This is a genomic window from Mycobacterium sp. SMC-16 (genome assembly GCF_046250085.1).
Taxonomy (GTDB): Bacteria; Actinomycetota; Actinomycetes; order Mycobacteriales; family Mycobacteriaceae; genus Mycobacterium; species Mycobacterium phocaicum.
Genome location: NZ_CP176427.1, coordinates 3,750,721 through 3,763,919, shown reverse-complemented (window position 1 = coordinate 3,763,919; position 13,199 = coordinate 3,750,721). Strand labels below are relative to the sequence as shown.

Genomic DNA, 13,199 nt, shown 5'->3' with positions numbered 1-13,199 from the left:
ATGACTACCACCGCCCGTGGAGCTACCGACCCGATCGGCGCTGATCTGCTCCGACTGCTCAAAGCCCTCAAGCTCGGTGCACTGGCTGACACCCTGCCCGAACGCGCCGCCTTGGCCCGACAACACAAACTCAGCCACATCGGCTTCCTGGAAACACTGCTGGCTGACGAGGTCTCCCGACGCGAATCCCGCTCCGCGGCACTACGAGCGGCCAAAGCCGGACTCGATCCGAGCATGCGGTTTGATACCTGGACCGCCCACGGCGACCTGCGCTATGACCGCACCCTGCTCGGTGATCTCACCTCGCTACGGTTCCTCGATGCCGGCCAGTCCGCGATCGTCCTCGGGCCCGTCGGCGTTGGCAAGACGCATCTGGCAACAGCATTGGGAAACATGGCTATTCGACGCAGACACACCGTCGTGTTCGGCCGCGCCGACAAACTGTTCACCCGGCTGCGCGCCGCCCGCCTCGACCACACCGTCGACGCCGAGATCCGCCGCCTGGCCGCCGTCGACGTTCTGATCATCGACGACTTCGCGCTACGCCCCCTCGACGCCACCGAAACCAGCGACTTCTACGAAATCGTCGTCGAGCGCCACCGCGCCAAGACCACGATCATGACGTCGAACCGCGAGCCCGCCGAATGGCTGACCATGACCGCCGACACCCTGCTCGCCCAATCAGCCATCGACCGACTGACCTCCGCCGCGCACACCCTGGTCATCGAAGGACCGTCCTACCGCCAACGGACCCGCCCTCAGCTTGACCCAGACCCCGCCGACGAGCATCCTCAATAACGCGCCACGGTGGTCCCATCCCCCTGGCAATCAGGTGGTCCCATCACCCTGGCAAGCGACAGCCGTCACCGCAGCGTGGTGTGGCGTGAAGTTCGGCGTAATCGCAATGCCGACGGGGACTATCACGCCCGGATGGCCCACGGGCGGGCGGCGCAGAACGCGCACCGACCAAAAGCGTTCAAACTCAACGACACCGCGCTGTGCGCCGCCATCGAAACGTGGATGGATGACGGGTGGAGCCCGAAACTGATCGCCGAGGTGTTGGCCCGCGATCACCCGCATGACAGGCTCAAGCGGGTGAGCCACGAAACCATCTACCAGTGCCTCTATGTCCAGGGCCGTGGCCAACTGCGCGCTGATCTGAATAAGCGGTTGTCCACCAAGCGGGCCGCCCGCAAGCCCCGTGACCATACCGAGCGCCGCGGCAAGTTCAACGATGTGTTCACCATCAGCGACCGGCCCGCCGAAGCCAATGACCTTGCCGTACTGGGACATTGGGAAGGCGACCTGATCCTAGGCGCTGGATGCGGCAGTGCGATCGGCACCCTGGTTGAACGCAGCACCCGGTTCACCATCTTGTTGCACCTGCCCGCCGATCACACCGCCGACACAGTGGCCGCCGCGATGATCGAGGCGATGAGTGAGCTGCCGGCGCATCTGCGCCGCAGCATCACCTGGGACCGCGGCAGTGAGATGGCCAACTGGCGTGACATCAAACTGGCGCTGAAGGCGCCGGTCTACTTCTGCGATCCCCATTCACCGTGGCAGCGCGGCAGCAACGAGAACACCAACCGGCTGCTGCGGTTCTGGTTCGAAAAGGGCACCGACCTGAGCGTGCACACCAAAGACGACCTCACACGCATCCAGGACACCCTCAACAAGCGTCCCCGACCCACCCTAGATCTCGACACCCCAGCTCAACGCCTGGCCGCACTCCTGAACCAAGCTGCCTAGCCGCGTTGCACTAATCGCTTGACTTCAAGGCCTGAATCTCGCCGTGCAGTTGCGGTCGTGGGCCGAATGTCCCGTAGTGGCCACGAGATGGACGAAATGGTCGCTCAGCCCACAGAAAACGACCATTTCGTCAATCTCGGCGGGCGGCCGGAGGGGAGCTGGAGAGGTGAACCTCGACTAACCTCATCGCCATGGCCCTCACCTTCGCCGATGTCGCCACCGCGAATTACATCCTGCTGACCACCTTCACCAAGGACGGCCGGCCCAAGCCGACCGCCGTCTGGGCGGTCCCGGACGGTGACCGGCTGCTGGTCATCTCCGAGGCCAAGGCTTGGAAGGTCAAGCGGATCCGGAACACCCCGCGCGTGACGGTCGCCAAGTGCGACATGCGCGGCAACCCGAAGAGCGAGGCCGTCGAGGCGACGGCGGCGATCCTGGACAAGTCGCAGCTGGGCACGGTCTACGACGGCATCGGCAAGCGCTACGGATTGCTCGGCAAGGCCTTCAACTTCTTCTCCAAGCTGCGCGGCGGCATGGAGAACAACGTCGCGCTGGAGCTGCGGGCGGCGTGAGTCAATTCCCTGCCGGCGCGCCAAAGCTGCCGCGCCACAAGGACATCGGGCGGCTGCTGCTGAACTGTCCGGATCGTCGTGGTGTCATCGCCGCGGTGTCGACGTTCCTGACCCGCGCGGGCGCCAACATCATCTCGCTGGACCAGCACTCGACGGCTCCCGAAGACGGCGTCTTCTTGCAGCGCACCGTCTTCCATCTGCCAGGGCTGGCCGCGGCCCAGCCCGACCTGGAGCGCGAATTCCAGGCGGTGGCAGACGAATTCGACATGGACTACCGGTTCGCCGACGCGTCCAAGCCGAAGCGGGTGGCGATCATGGCGTCGACCGCCGACCACTGCCTCCTCGACCTGCTGTGGCGCAACCGTCGCGGCGAACTCGACATGACCGTGGTGATGGTGATCTCCAACCACGCTGACCTCGCCGAGCAGGTCCGGGCGTTCGGGGTGCCGTTCGTGCACATCCCGGCCAGCCGCGACATCCGGGAGCAGGCCGAGCAGCGCCAGCTGGAGCTGCTCAAGGGCAACGTCGATCTGGTGGTGCTGGCCCGGTACATGCAGATCATCACGCGCGAGTTCCTCGGGGCCATCGGGTGTCCGCTGATCAACATCCACCATTCGTTCCTGCCGGCGTTCGTCGGCGCCACGCCGTACCGGCGGGCCAAGGAGCGCGGCGTGAAGCTCGTCGGCGCCACCGCGCACTATGTGACCGAGGATCTGGACGAGGGCCCGATCATCGAGCAGGACGTGGTGCGGGTCGACCACACGCACAGCGTCGAAGAACTCGTTCGCCTGGGCGCCGACGTGGAACGCGCGGTGCTGTCCCGGGCCGTCCTGTGGCACTGTCAGGACAGGATCCTGCGCCACGGCAACGAAACCGTGGTCTTCTAGAGCCATGGCTCCGAAGTTCGAAGACGTGTACCGCGAGAAGTACCTGCTGCTGACCACCTTCACGAAGGACGGCCGGCCCAAGCCCACTCCGGTCTGGGGCGTGCCGCACGAGGGCAAGCTGCTGATCAGCACCGACGACGGCTCGTGGAAGACCAAGCGGATCAAGAACACGCCGCGGGTCACCATCCAGAAATGCGGCGCGCTCGGGAAGGTCAAGGGCGAACCGGTCGAGGCCATCGCCCGCAACCTGCCGAAGTCCGAGACCAAGCGCGTCTTCGACATGGTGACCAGGCGCTACTGGTGGCACGCCTGGTGGTGGATCCCACAGGCCATCATCCGCGGCGGCGTCGACAAGGTGCACGCCGCCATCGAGGTCGAGCCGCTTCCTGGCGGCTAGGAACCAATTCCGGCGTTTCCGCGTTGTCCAGGGCATGGCGATGCGACTTTTTCTGGTTTATGCCTTGGTCGAGGTCGCGGTGCTGGCAGCCCTGGCCTCGACCATCGGTGTGGCGTGGACGTTGCTGGCGCTGCTGGCCACTTTTGCCGTCGGCCTGGCCATCGCGGGCACGCAGATCACCCGGCATTTCAGCAGGTTGTCCGACGCGCTGAGCGCTCGATCCGCCGACCCGACACTGGCCACCGACAGCCTGTTGGTGGCGCTCGGCACGGTCCTGGTCGTGGTGCCGGGCCTGGCCAGCTCCGTACTCGGCGCGCTCATGCTGGTGCCGTTCACCCGGCGCGCGGTGCGCCCGGCGGCCAACGCCCTGTTCGGCCGTCGGCTCACCCCGATGGATTTCCCGACCCAGGTCATCTACATCAACCACGACGAGCGTTACCGCGGTCGCGGTGAGTACATCGACGGCGAAGTGATCGAGGTCATCGACAGCTCACCGGTCGCCGCCCAGCGGCACGCCGGCTGAACGGACTAACCTGTCACCTTCGTGACCACCTTTGCGACGACGCTGCTGCTGGGCGGTCGTATTCACAGCCCTGCGGCGCCCGACGCCACCGCGATCGCGATCCGCGACGGCGTGGTGGCCTGGCTCGGTTCCGATGACGTCGGCCGGGCACTGCACCCCGACGCCACCGTCGTCGACCTCGAGGGCGCGTTCGTGGCGCCGGCGTTCGTCGACAGCCACGTGCACCTGACCGCCACCGGGCTCACCGTGGTCGGGCTCGACCTGCGTACCGCGACGTCGCTGCCGCATCTGCTGACCTTGCTGACCGAGCACGCCGCGCGGCACCCGGACGGCGTCATCTGGGGCCACGGCTGGGACGAATCCGGCTGGCCCGAGCGCGTCGTCCCGACCACCGCCGACCTCGACGGTGTCGTCGGCGGGCGGCCTGCCTACCTGGCCCGGGTCGACGTGCACTCGGCCGTCGCGACGACCGGCCTGCGGCAGCTGGTGCCCGGGCTCGCCGACGCCGCGGGCTTCTCCGCGCAGGGACCACTGACCGCCGACGCCCACCACCGCGTACGTGCCGCGGCCCGCGATCTGCTCAGTGCGACGCAACGCCGTGACGCCCAGCGCGCCGCGCTCGACCTGGCCGCCCGCAACGGCATCGTCGCGGTGCACGAGTGCGCGGGCCCCGAGATCGGCGGTCTCGACGACTGGGCCGACCTGCGCGCCACCGAACACGGCGTCGACATCGTCGGCTACTGGGGCGAGGCCGTCGACAACGCGGCCGCGGCCCGCGACCTGCTGGCCCGAACCGGAGCCCAGGGTCTGGCCGGTGACCTCTTCATCGACGGCGCGCTCGGGTCCCGTACCGCCTGGCTGCAGCAGCCCTACACCGATGCGCCAAGCTGCTGCGGCAACACCTACCTGGACACCGACGCCGTCACCGCACACCTGCTGGCCTGCACCGAGGCCGGCATCACCGCGGGCTTCCACGTCATCGGCGACGCCGCAGTCGCCACCGTCGTCGACGCGCTGGAGCGCACCGTGGCCGCGTTCGGGGCACCCGCGGTGGCGCGTTGTGTGCACCGGCTGGAGCACCTCGAGATGGTCGACGCCGAACAGGCGCGCAAGCTCGGCGCGTGGGGCGTGGTCGCCAGCATGCAGCCGAATTTCGACGCGCTGTGGGGCGGCGCCGGCGGCATGTACGCCCAGCGTCTCGGTGTCGATCGAGCGCGGGGTTTGAACCCGTTTGCGCTGTTAGCATCGCAAGGCGTGCCCCTCGCCTTCGGTTCGGACAGTCCTGTCACCAGCATCAATCCGTGGGAATCCGTGCGCGCGGCCATCAGTCACCGGACGGCCGGTAGTGCCATCTCGGCGCGGTCGGCATTCCTGGCGGCCAGCCGCGGCGCCTGGCGGGCCGGCGGTGTCCGTGACGGCATGACGGGCACGCTGGTGCCGGGCGCCGTCGCCTCGTACGCCGTCTGGCAGGTGCCGGGCGGCGCTGACGCCCTCGACGTCACCGCACCGGCCGACGCCGTGCAGCGCTGGTCGACCGATCCGCGTTCGCGGGTGCCGGTGCTGCCGCCACTGGGACCCGATGACGAGCTGCCGACCTGCCTGCAGACCGTGCACCGCGGTGAGCTGATCCATGGCTGAGGGCACCGAAGAGGTACAGGAAGAAGTACCGGAAGCGGCCCCGGCCGAGCCGGAGCCGGAAACCCCCGACGCACCCGAAGAGCCACAGGGGCCCGGCCGAGGTGCCCGGATCGTCGCCGGCCTGCGCCGGTTCTTCGAGCCCCGGTTGATCCGGTTGGGCGCCGCCGTCGTGGCCGGTCTGCTGCTGTGCGCGAGCTTCCCGCCGTACGACCTCTGGTACCTGTCGTTCGTCGCGCTGGCGCTGCTGGCCTGGGTACTGATCGACGAACGCACCACGCCCGCCGGCGGTTTCGGCTACAGCATGCTGGCCGGGATGGTGTTCTACACGCTGCTGCTGCCGTGGATCAGCAACTTCGTCGGCCCGGTGCCATGGCTGATGCTGGCGGTGTTGGAAGCGTTCTTCACCGGAGTGTTCGGCCTGACCGCGGTTCTCGTGCGGCGCCTGCCGGCCTGGCCGCTGTGGTTCGCCGCGCTGTGGGTATCGGCCGAATGGCTCAAGTCGACGGTGCCGTTCGGCGGCTTCCCGTGGGGCGTCCTCGCCTTCGGCCAGACCGACAGCCCGCTGCTGCCGCTCGCGCAGCTCGGCGGTGCACCGCTGGTGTCGTTCGCGGTGGCGCTCATCGGTTTCTGCGCAACAGCCATCGTGCTCGAGGCGGTCAGGCACTGGCGGCACGATCACCGCACGGGTGTGGCGGCCCCGCCGGAGGTCTTCATCCCGGGCATCTGCATCGCCGTGGTGCTGCTGCTCACCGTGCTGGCCTGGCCGCACGTCCGCAAGGCCGGTGCCGGTGCGGGTGACGACCCCGCGATCAACGTCGCCGCGGTCCAGGGCAACGTGCCGCGTCTCGGCCTGGACTTCAACGCCCAGCGGCGCGCGGTGCTCGACAACCACGTCCACGAAACCAAGCTGCTGGCCGAGGACGTCCGCGCCGGGCGCGCACCGCAACCGACGGTGGTCATCTGGCCGGAAAACTCGTCGGACATCGACCCGCTGGTCAACGCCGACGCCGCGGAACTGATCTCGGCCGCGTCCTCCGCGATCCACGCGCCGATCCTGGTGGGCACCGTGCTGGCCGCGCCCGAGTACACGCCGGAGCACCCGGTGACCACCAACTCGGTGATCGTGTGGAACGGGACGGATGGGCCGGGGGAGCGCCACGACAAGGCCATCGTCCAGCCGTTCGGGGAGTACCTGCCCTGGCGCAGCTTCTTCCGGATGCTGTCGCCGTACGCCGATCGGGCCGGCTACTTCGTACCGGGCCACGGCACCGGCGTCGTCACCGCCGCGGGGGTGCCGATCGGGGTGACGACCTGCTGGGAGGTCATCTTCGACCGTGCCGCCCGGCAGTCGGTGTTGAACGGCGCACAGCTGCTGGCGGTGCCCGCGAACAACGCGACGTTCGACGAACCGATGAGCGTGCAGCAGCTGGCGTTCGCCCGGCTGCGCGCCGTCGAACACGACCGGTACGTCGTCGTCGCGGGCACCACCGGCATCAGCGCCCTGGTCGCGCCGAACGGCCAGGTCCTCGAGCGCACCGAGTTCTTCCAGCCCGGCTACCTGGACCGCCAGGTGCGGTTGAAGACCGATCTGACGTTCGCCACGAGGTGGGGACCGGTCCTCAACGGTGTGCTCATCGGGGTCGGCGTTTCGGCTCTTCTGGCAGCCATGTTGCACAATAGGAAGCTCGTGCGCCGCCGCCAGGCGGCTGCGGAGCGTCAGGACGGCAGTGCAGCCGGGCCTGACACCGACACCGACACCGAGAACGAACAGGGGTAATGACCATGGGCGAGGACCGTCCGAGTCAGCGCACGCTGGTCATCATTCCGACCTACAACGAGCGCGAGAACCTGCCGTTGATCGTCGGCCGCGTGCACGCCGCCCGTCCGGACGTCCACGTGCTCGTCGTCGACGACGACAGCCCCGACGGCACCGGCCAGCTGGCCGACGAGCTGGCGCTGGCCGATCCCGACCGCGTGCACGTCATGCACCGCGCCGGCAAGGGCGGTCTGGGCGCCGCGTACCTCGCCGGGTTCGCCTGGGGCCTGGGCCGCGGCTACAGCGTGCTGGTCGAGATGGACGCCGACGGCAGCCATGCGCCCGAGGAGCTGTACCGCCTGCTGGACGCCGTCGACGCCGGCGCCGACCTGGCCATCGGGTCGCGGTACGTCCCGGGCGGCGCCATCCGCAACTGGCCGCGTCGCCGGCTCGTCCTGTCGCGCACCGCGAACACCTACGCCCGAGTGCTGCTGGGCGTCAAGATTCACGACATCACGGCCGGCTACCGCGCCTACCGGCACGACGTGCTGGAGAAGATCGGCCTCGATGACGTCGATTCGAAGGGCTACTGCTTCCAGATCGACCTGACGTGGCGCGCCATCAACGCGGGCTTCACCGTCGTCGAGGTGCCCATCACGTTCACCGAGCGCGAACTGGGCGTCTCGAAGATGAGCGGATCCAACATCCGCGAGGCCATGTCGCAGGTGGCGAAGTGGGGCATCCGCGGCCGGCTGGACCGGGCCCGCGGCGTCGTCCGCTAGCTGACGTCAGCACGAAAAAGCCCCGCCTCGCGGCGGGGCTTTTTCGTTGGCGCAATCAGATCAGCCGCGGCGGCGGGTCTTGATCAGCTCCAGGCGCTCCTTGAGCAGCTCTTCGAGCTCTTCGACGGAACGACGCTCGAGCAGCATGTCCCAGTGGGTACGCGGCGGCTTGACCTTCTTGGGCTCGGGCACGTCACCCTCGAGCAGGGTGCCTTCCATGCCGTTCTTGCACGCCCAGGTGCCGGGGATTTCCGCGTCGTCGGCGAACGGAACTTCGAATTCCTCGCCGTTGTCGGTGCGGTAGCGGGCCACCTGCCGCGGTGCCAGGTCATGGTTGCGGTCGGTCTCGTAGCTCACAGCTCCGAGGCGACTACCTCGCAGAACACGATCAGCCATCGTCAATCACTCCCTTGGTATAGCGACAGGGAATCAACGCAGTCCAGCGCCGTGAAGTTCCCGACTCGATTGTCCATGATACCGGCGTTCGGCCGCCCGGCGGATACAGTCACGACCGTGAGGCGGACATGAAGCGCTCGAAGGCCCAGCCGTGCCGGTGGTGTGGCCGGGAGGTGGCCGACGCGGGCATGGGCCGTCGTCGCCAATACTGCCGCCAGTCGTGCCGCCAGCGCGCCTATGAACAGCGGGCCATGGTCAAGGGGACCAACCTGGCCGAGGACTCGGTGGTGCTCAGCGCCGAAGAAGCGGCGGCGCTCTCGGACCGCGTTTATCAGGTACGGTGTGCGGCCGAGGACGTCGCGACGGCAGTTGCCGAAGGCGCCGGACCCACTGAATTGAAAGAATTGTGTGAGGTGCTGCTGCAGGCCGCCAAAGACGCCGACGGCTGGCGTTAGGGCGAGCGCAGCGACGGGATGAGCCGCTGACGGCGCGCGGTGGCGGGAAAGAATTGGTGCATGACTGACGACCGTCGGCGGATACACAAGCCGACCAAGTTCCTGGGCCGCGGCTTCGAGGCGTTCCACGATGTCGAGGACCCCGTGCAGGACAGCCGCGTCGCCCACGAGACCGCGGCGGCGCTGCTGGAACGTGTGCGCAGCTATCCGGACCCCGACGTGGTCTCCCGGCTGGTGGCGTACACCGACGAGCACGGCATCGAGACCATCGCCGAGTTGTGGGCCGGGGCCGGGCCGCGCAGTCTGCCCGGTGCGCTGTGGCGCGTCTATCTGCTGCGGCTGTCGATCCGCACCGACCCCTATGCGGCGAGTCTGATGTTCGGCCGCGGCACGGAGGTGCTGCATTCGATCTACCCGGTGGTCGCCGGTGCGGAGACGCCGGTCGGGCCGACGGAGATCCGTGAGCTCGCCGACCGGATTCTGCGCGGCGTCTTCGAGGGGGATTTCGCCGTGGCGCTGGAACGCGCGGCGGCGTACTGCCGGGTGAGTGCGGCCGGCTGCACGAGCCTGGCCGAGGATGCGACGAACACGGCGCCGGAGCGCGCCGCGGAGCTGACCGACCGTGCCGTGACGTTCACCCGGATCGCCAACGAGCTCCACGCCGCGGCCGGGTTGTGGCGCAGCGATTCGCTGGATTGATGCTGTCACCGCCGATATCGGCGGGATACAGCTGAGAAGTTAAAGCCAGACCGCAGAACGCCTCTCGGCGGTAGGCCGCTCGTGGCGGCGAAATTTGGGGCCCGGGGTTACTGCGGCCTGGCGGTCTTCACTCTAGCCGAAGTTCCGGCGGGGTGAGCAATTCAGTGACGGGTGGCACTGGGCGTCGAGGCCATCTGTGGGGCACGCGCGACGACCGATCTTCGCGAGCAACGAGCAGGGTGCGCGATTCGGGCCCGGGCGGGGCTTAGTGTGTCGACGTGGGAGACGTCAGTGGTGACCTGCAGCAGTGCCTACCAGAGGAACTGAAGGCACTGTTCCTGTTCGAGTCGCTGACGGACGAGCAGCTGGCGCAGCTGTGTCACGCCGGTCACATCGAGGTCTTCGGCCCGGGCCCGGTCATCACCGAAGGCGATCCCGTCACACCGCTGCGGGTTCTCATCGATGGCGAGTTGGTGCTGTCGAAGCGTGCCGGTGGCCGGGAACTCGAGATCGATCGAACGTCGCAGCCCGGCGTCTACTTCGGTGCCCGGTCGGCGTTCAGTCCCGTCGGGCATGACCGGAACCGGTTCTCGGTGCGGGCCACCCGGCCGAGCCGGTTCTTCGTCATGCCTGCCGGCGAATTCGGTGCCTTCGTCAAGACCCAGTTCCCGATGGCGGTCCATCTCATCGACGGGCTGGCGGAGACCGCGGAGAAGCAGCACCGCGTCGCCGACGAACGGGACCGGATGCTGGCACTCGGACAGCTCTCGGCCGGATTGACACACGAACTCAACAACCCCGTGGCAGCCGTCGTCCGCGCCGCGACCGACCTGCGCGGCCGCTTGGATGCTCTCACGGTGCCGCTCATGGACAGCGAATTCGACAGTGCGGCGCTGACTTTCCTGGCCGCGGCGCAGGCCGACGTGGTCGCGAAGGTGGCCGCGGCGTCCGGACAGCGGCTGTCGGCGATGCGGGCGAGCGACCTCGAGGACGAGGTCTGTGAATGGTTGTCCAGCCAAGGTATAGCGGATGCCTGGGACATGGCGCCGACGTTCGTCGAGGTCGGATTGGACTGCGCATGGCTCGAACAGCTGCTGCCGGGTGACCACCGGCCGGACTGGTTGCCCCGCGCCATGACGTGGTTGCGGCACCGGGCCGAGGCCGAACTGCTGACGCATCAGCTCAATGAGGCGGCGCATCGGATTTCGGGCCTGGTCGCCGACGTCAAGCAGTACACCCAGCTGAACAGCGCGCCGTTCCAGTTCGCGGAGATCGGCGCCCTGCTGACCAGTACCCTGCGGATGTTCGCCGGACGGATCGGCGCGGATACGCCGGTGGAAGTGATCACGGACTTCGATCCGTCGATACCCGAATTGCTGTGTTACCCAGCCGAACTCAATCAGGTGTGGACGCGCATCATCGAGAACGCGATCGCCGCGATGCGGCCGTTCGGCTCTGGGACGCTCACGGTGCGCAGCCGATTCGAGGACGATGCGGTCCGGATCGAGATCAGTGACACCGGCAGCGGGATTCCCGCCGACGTCCGTGGGCGCATCTTCGACCCGTTCTTCACCACCAGACCGCTCGGCGAAGGTACCGGCCTGGGCCTGCACCTGGCCAGGCAGATCGTCGTCAACCGGCACGGCGGAGAGTTGTTCGCGGTCTCACAACCGCGGCACACCACCTTCGTCGTCCGGCTTCCATTACGGCCCGCGCCGGAGGGCGAAGGATCATGACGACGGCGTTCGTGCTGTCCGGCGGCGGCAGCCTGGGCTCCGTCCAGGTGGGCATGCTGCTGGGGCTGGCCGAGGCGGGAATCAAGCCGGACCTCATCGTCGGCACCTCGGTCGGGGCCCTCAACGGCGCGTGGATCGCCGGGCGGTCCGACCACGACGGGGCCCTGGCGCTCGCCGATCTGTGGCGGACCCTGTCGCGCCGGAAAGTGTTCCCGACCAGCCCGAGCATGGGGTTGCTCGGCGTTCTCGGGCGTCGCCCGCACCTGGTGTCCGACATCGGGATCCGCACGATCCTGAAGCAGCACCTGAGATTCGGGCGCCTGCAGGACGCGCCCACGCCGCTGCACGTGGTGGCCACCGACGTGCTGTCCGGACAGGACGTCCTGCTGTCGTCGGGTGACGCCGTCGACGCCATCGTCGCCAGCGCGGCCATCCCGGCTGTCCTGCCGCCCGTGCGGATCGGCGGACGCGATCTGGTAGACGGCGGCGTGGTGAACAACACACCGCTGTCGCACGCGGTTGCCCTCGGCGCAACCGAGGTGTGGGTGTTGCCCACCGGCTACTCGTGCGCCATGCCGCAATCACCCACGGGCGCACTCGCGATGGCGATGCACGCCTTCACGCTGGCGATCAATCGGCGGCTGGCCACCGACGTCGAACGGTTCGAGGGGCTGGTCGAGTTGCACGTGGTGCCGCCGTTGTGCCCGGTGCGGGTGTCGCCGGTGGACTTCTCGCGGTCGGCCGAACTCATCGACCGGTCGCTCAACTCGACGCGACACTGGTTGCCGACCGACCGCACGGGGACGCGGCAGTCCGAGGTGCTCGAGTTCCACCGGGATTGACGCCTACTTCAGCACGTTGACGGCGCGCGCGATGACCAGCGCGGTCGTCGAGATCGACACCAGCGACTGCAGCGTCATCATCATCTTCGCCCATCGGGACAGCGGCATGGTGTCGGTGGGGGAGAACGCCACGACGTTGGTGTAGCTGACGTACAGGTAGTCGACGAACGTTGGGCGCCAACCGGGTTCGGCGTTCTGCGGATCGCTCATCTGGGGGAACTGGAAGTCCGGGTACGGGTCGTCGCCGGCCCGGCGGGCGAACGGTCCACCACGGTCCAGTTCCCAGAACCAGATGCCGAACACGATGACGTTGGTGATGAAGATCGCCGCGCCGCTGCCCAGCAACAGCCCGGCGTTGTTGGAGACCTGACCGGAGAGGATGTGGACGTCGAGGACGATCGCCGAGGTGGTGTTGTCGGCGGTGATGGCCGCGGTCAACACCCACATCGCCCACTTACCGACGGTGGTCTCGCGGGACATCCGCACCGGGTTGATGATCAGCAGCACGACCACGAGCAGCAGCTCCAGGCCGATCAGCGGCCACCGGGGGACCACGGTGTACTGCTCGGGCACGGCCCATTGCAGTAGGACCGCGCCGAGGATGGCGGCGATCACCGGCAGCCGGTTCTCCGGTGCGCCGGGCCGCAGCCACGACGGCACGTGGTGTTCGGCGCTGCTCGTCAGGCGGTGCGTGCGCTCGACGAACGTCCTGACCGCCGGCGGCACCGGTCCTGGGGTGGGGTCCATGCGCTCAGTTTTGCACC

Annotated in this window: 15 protein-coding genes; 13 read left to right on the top strand and 2 right to left on the bottom strand. The window is 68.2% G+C overall.

What is annotated here, in order from left to right; all coding sequences use genetic code 11:
• From ACJEIK_RS18205 to ACJEIK_RS18165, 9 genes are all read left to right on the top strand, one after another.
• Positions 1 to 798, top strand: coding sequence for an ATP-binding protein (locus tag ACJEIK_RS18205; RefSeq protein WP_138247680.1), 798 nt, complete (start codon positions 1 to 3; stop codon positions 796 to 798).
• A 132-nt stretch (positions 799 to 930) separates the two neighbouring features.
• On the top strand, positions 931 to 1,752 hold the full coding sequence (locus tag ACJEIK_RS18200) for an IS30 family transposase (protein WP_409430083.1): 822 nt from the start codon (positions 931 to 933) through the stop codon (positions 1,750 to 1,752).
• 191 nt (positions 1,753 to 1,943) lie between these two features.
• The gene (locus tag ACJEIK_RS18195) at positions 1,944 to 2,324 is read left to right on the top strand and encodes a PPOX class F420-dependent oxidoreductase (protein ID WP_409430082.1); all 381 of its coding nucleotides are present in this window, start codon (positions 1,944 to 1,946) and stop codon (positions 2,322 to 2,324) included.
• Positions 2,321 to 3,211 carry a formyltetrahydrofolate deformylase gene (gene purU, locus ACJEIK_RS18190; protein ID WP_409430081.1) on the top strand — a complete coding sequence of 297 codons (891 nt, stop codon included), beginning with the start codon at positions 2,321 to 2,323 and terminating at the stop codon, positions 3,209 to 3,211. The genes ACJEIK_RS18195 and purU overlap by 4 nt, the downstream gene beginning before the upstream one ends.
• 4 nt (positions 3,212 to 3,215) lie before the next feature.
• Complete coding sequence (locus ACJEIK_RS18185; protein ID WP_061002374.1) at positions 3,216 to 3,608, top strand: PPOX class F420-dependent oxidoreductase; 393 nt, start codon at positions 3,216 to 3,218, stop codon at positions 3,606 to 3,608.
• 34 nt (positions 3,609 to 3,642) lie between these two features.
• Positions 3,643 to 4,131: an FxsA family protein gene (locus ACJEIK_RS18180; protein ID WP_133427186.1), complete on the top strand. Its 489-nt coding sequence runs from the start codon at positions 3,643 to 3,645 to the stop codon at positions 4,129 to 4,131.
• A 21-nt stretch (positions 4,132 to 4,152) separates the two neighbouring features.
• Positions 4,153 to 5,769, top strand: coding sequence for an amidohydrolase (locus ACJEIK_RS18175; RefSeq protein ID WP_409430080.1), 1,617 nt, complete (start codon positions 4,153 to 4,155; stop codon positions 5,767 to 5,769).
• Entirely contained in the window at positions 5,762 to 7,546 is a 1,785-nt protein-coding gene (gene lnt / locus ACJEIK_RS18170) for an apolipoprotein N-acyltransferase (RefSeq protein ID WP_409430079.1), read from the top strand. The genes ACJEIK_RS18175 and lnt overlap by 8 nt, the downstream gene beginning before the upstream one ends.
• Positions 7,546 to 8,307 (top strand): polyprenol monophosphomannose synthase, encoded by a 762-nt coding sequence (locus ACJEIK_RS18165; RefSeq protein ID WP_061002365.1) that lies wholly within the window; start codon positions 7,546 to 7,548, stop codon positions 8,305 to 8,307. Before lnt ends, ACJEIK_RS18165 begins: the two co-directional genes overlap by 1 nt.
• Before the next feature lie 60 nt (positions 8,308 to 8,367).
• Here the strand turns inward: ACJEIK_RS18165 and ACJEIK_RS18160 are convergent, their stop codons facing one another.
• Positions 8,368 to 8,703, bottom strand: a complete 336-nt coding sequence (locus ACJEIK_RS18160; protein WP_043400890.1) for an RNA polymerase-binding protein RbpA — start codon at positions 8,701 to 8,703, stop codon at positions 8,368 to 8,370.
• Positions 8,704 to 8,831: 128 nt separating this feature from the next.
• Here ACJEIK_RS18160 and ACJEIK_RS18155 point away from each other — a divergent pair, with 128 nt between their 5' ends.
• The 4 genes from ACJEIK_RS18155 to ACJEIK_RS18140 all read left to right on the top strand — a co-directional run bounded on the left by ACJEIK_RS18155 (position 8,832) and on the right by ACJEIK_RS18140 (position 12,435).
• Entirely contained in the window at positions 8,832 to 9,158 is a 327-nt protein-coding gene (locus ACJEIK_RS18155) for a hypothetical protein (protein WP_029119937.1), read from the top strand.
• A gap of 60 nt (positions 9,159 to 9,218) precedes the next feature.
• On the top strand, positions 9,219 to 9,857 hold the full coding sequence (locus ACJEIK_RS18150) for a hypothetical protein (protein ID WP_061002361.1): 639 nt from the start codon (positions 9,219 to 9,221) through the stop codon (positions 9,855 to 9,857).
• 278 nt (positions 9,858 to 10,135) lie between these two features.
• Entirely contained in the window at positions 10,136 to 11,593 is a 1,458-nt protein-coding gene (locus ACJEIK_RS18145; protein WP_409430078.1) for an ATP-binding protein, read from the top strand.
• Positions 11,590 to 12,435 carry a patatin-like phospholipase family protein gene (locus ACJEIK_RS18140; protein ID WP_061002357.1) on the top strand — a complete coding sequence of 282 codons (846 nt, stop codon included), beginning with the start codon at positions 11,590 to 11,592 and terminating at the stop codon, positions 12,433 to 12,435. The genes ACJEIK_RS18145 and ACJEIK_RS18140 overlap by 4 nt, the downstream gene beginning before the upstream one ends.
• 3 nt (positions 12,436 to 12,438) lie before the next feature.
• Here the strand turns inward: ACJEIK_RS18140 and ACJEIK_RS18135 are convergent, their stop codons facing one another.
• Positions 12,439 to 13,182 carry a hypothetical protein gene (locus ACJEIK_RS18135; protein ID WP_234785402.1) on the bottom strand — a complete coding sequence of 248 codons (744 nt, stop codon included), beginning with the start codon at positions 13,180 to 13,182 and terminating at the stop codon, positions 12,439 to 12,441.
• Between the last annotated feature and the right edge of the window lie 17 nt (positions 13,183 to 13,199).

Coding starts and splice junctions, on each gene's coding strand:
- ACJEIK_RS18205 (WP_138247680.1), top strand. CDS start 1: ATGACTACCACCGCCCGTGGAGCTACCGACCCGATCGGCGCTGATCTG.
- ACJEIK_RS18200 (WP_409430083.1), top strand. CDS start 931: ATGGCCCACGGGCGGGCGGCGCAGAACGCGCACCGACCAAAAGCGTTC.
- ACJEIK_RS18195 (WP_409430082.1), top strand. CDS start 1,944: ATGGCCCTCACCTTCGCCGATGTCGCCACCGCGAATTACATCCTGCTG.
- ACJEIK_RS18185 (WP_061002374.1), top strand. CDS start 3,216: ATGGCTCCGAAGTTCGAAGACGTGTACCGCGAGAAGTACCTGCTGCTG.
- ACJEIK_RS18180 (WP_133427186.1), top strand. CDS start 3,643: ATGGCGATGCGACTTTTTCTGGTTTATGCCTTGGTCGAGGTCGCGGTG.
- lnt (WP_409430079.1), top strand. CDS start 5,762: ATGGCTGAGGGCACCGAAGAGGTACAGGAAGAAGTACCGGAAGCGGCC.
- ACJEIK_RS18165 (WP_061002365.1), top strand. CDS start 7,546: ATGACCATGGGCGAGGACCGTCCGAGTCAGCGCACGCTGGTCATCATT.
- ACJEIK_RS18160 (WP_043400890.1), bottom strand. CDS start 8,703: ATGGCTGATCGTGTTCTGCGAGGTAGTCGCCTCGGAGCTGTGAGCTAC.
- ACJEIK_RS18155 (WP_029119937.1), top strand. CDS start 8,832: ATGAAGCGCTCGAAGGCCCAGCCGTGCCGGTGGTGTGGCCGGGAGGTG.
- ACJEIK_RS18150 (WP_061002361.1), top strand. CDS start 9,219: ATGACTGACGACCGTCGGCGGATACACAAGCCGACCAAGTTCCTGGGC.
- ACJEIK_RS18140 (WP_061002357.1), top strand. CDS start 11,590: ATGACGACGGCGTTCGTGCTGTCCGGCGGCGGCAGCCTGGGCTCCGTC.
- ACJEIK_RS18135 (WP_234785402.1), bottom strand. CDS start 13,182: ATGGACCCCACCCCAGGACCGGTGCCGCCGGCGGTCAGGACGTTCGTC.